The organism is Aestuariimicrobium sp. p3-SID1156 (assembly GCF_025144225.1).
Taxonomy (GTDB): domain Bacteria; phylum Actinomycetota; class Actinomycetes; order Propionibacteriales; family Propionibacteriaceae; genus Aestuariimicrobium.
Genome location: NZ_JALXXB010000023.1, coordinates 1 through 1,555 on the forward strand (window position 1 = coordinate 1; position 1,555 = coordinate 1,555).

The following is a 1,555-nucleotide window of genomic DNA, read 5'->3' on the forward strand; positions in this document are numbered from 1 at the left end:
CGTGGAGCAGAGGACCTTGCGGATCTCGACGTCGTAGTCTAGGAAGGGGGACGAACTCGGTCCAGGCGTTGCGCCAGAGCCTGATCATGGCTGGGTAGGCCTTGCCCCATTTCTCGGCGAACTCCGCGAACGCCCGCTCAGCAGCCTCCGGGGTGGGGGCCTCGTAAACGGGCCTGAGGTTGACGGCGATCTCGGGCCAGTGTCGCTTCGACGCGTAGCCGAAGTCACCTGCCCCCACGGTTAGGTCCGGACGTTGTGCGAGTCGTCGGTTTCCATTGTCCCGCGTCAAGGAGTTGGCAGGATTTCCTTGTTCTGAAAGTTGGGGATGTTCGGGTCGGCCTGGCCCAGGTGCACCTCCTTGGGCCGGTTCCAGGCGATGGCCTCGTGCGGGCGGACCTGGTTGTACTCGATGCGGTAGTCCTCGGCCCGTTCGGCCAGCATGACGGCGTCGTCGATCTCGTCGATGAACAGGCGTTCGTACTTCAGCGTCCCGAACCCTCGCTCGCGTGATCCGTTCTGCCCCGGCGACTTCACGCGGGTGCGGACGTGCGCTAGCTCGGGGTGGAGCTCGATGAACGCCTCGAACCAGAACGAGCGGAACGGGCCCCCGTTGTCGGTGACGATCGTGACCACCGGCAGCACCTCCCCGGTCTGCTCATCGACTGGGCAGTCATCGACCATCGGATGCCCGAAGAGCTCCTCGTAGTCAGCCAACGCGAGCTCGACCGCATCGATCGCATCGTGCTGGTTCGCCGTCGGCGACACATGGAACGGGTACTCGTACTTGGACCAGTAGTCCCGGCACCCCGCGATCCGCCACGTCCCGCCCGTCGCGGTCTCGAACTCGCTGAAGTCGAGCTGCCATACCTGGTTCGGTCCGGTCGGCTCCTTGGCGAACGCGGCCTTGCGCCGCTCGGCGAGCTTGCGGCGTTCGCACTGGTAGTGCGCGGGCAGAATCAGCCCCTCATCCCGCAGCAGCCGCAGCACCGTCGCCTCACTGACGACGTGACCGTCATGGCGGACCATCGCCCAGATCTTGCGATGGCCCCCACGCCGGATGGGCGGTGGCGTGAAAGAGCACCCGGTCGCGCACCGACTCCCGCGCCGGCTGTGGCCACGGACCCTTCGCCTGCACGCCAGCCCTGGTCTTGGCCTGCCAACGTCGCCACGTCCGCTCGGGCATGTCGATCAGCCGGCAGAACCTCGCGGTCGACATGCCCGCCTCGACGCGGATCACCTCGAGGTCCTCGAAGGGCCCAACCGGCCCTCCGCGGACTTCTTCCACACCCGGAGCTCGACCGCAGCCTCACCCAGGGCCTGCGTCAGTTCCTCGACCTGCGCCTCCAGCTGCTCCTCCCGCGTCGACGGGCCGGACCGGCCCGCCGCCAACGCGGTCTTCCCCGCTTCGAGGAAGTCAGCCTTCCACCGCCCGATCGACTGCTCGCTGACCTTCTCCCGCCGAGCAGCCTCAGCGATCGACATCTCACCAGCAAGCACACTCAGCACGATCCGAGTCGGGTCTGCCGTGAGTTTGGTTGACACCTGAACTGTGGCC

Annotated in this window: 4 protein-coding genes; all 4 read right to left on the reverse strand. The window is 66.8% G+C overall.

Annotation, left to right across the window (positions count from 1 at the left end; translation table 11 throughout):
* On the reverse strand, positions 1–238 hold a 238-nt coding region (locus M3G03_RS12730), incomplete at its 3' end, for a transposase (protein WP_259810499.1).
* Between the two features lie 47 nt (positions 239–285).
* A complete protein-coding gene (locus M3G03_RS12735; protein WP_259810500.1) occupies positions 286–1,026 on the reverse strand; it encodes an integrase core domain-containing protein in 741 nt (246 codons plus the stop codon).
* Positions 1,013–1,237, reverse strand: a complete 225-nt coding sequence (locus M3G03_RS12740) for a hypothetical protein (RefSeq protein ID WP_259810501.1) — start codon at positions 1,235–1,237, stop codon at positions 1,013–1,015. The genes M3G03_RS12735 and M3G03_RS12740 overlap by 14 nt, the downstream gene beginning before the upstream one ends.
* Positions 1,234–1,542 carry a transposase gene (locus M3G03_RS12745; RefSeq protein ID WP_259810502.1) on the reverse strand — a complete coding sequence of 103 codons (309 nt, stop codon included), beginning with the start codon at positions 1,540–1,542 and terminating at the stop codon, positions 1,234–1,236. Before M3G03_RS12745 ends, M3G03_RS12740 begins: the two co-directional genes overlap by 4 nt.
* Positions 1,543–1,555 lie beyond the last annotated feature (13 nt).

Excerpts from the sequence above, each read along its gene's own strand:
- M3G03_RS12735 (WP_259810500.1), bottom strand. The coding sequence starts at position 1,026 with ATGGTCCGCCATGACGGTCACGTCGTCAGTGAGGCGACGGTGCTGCGG.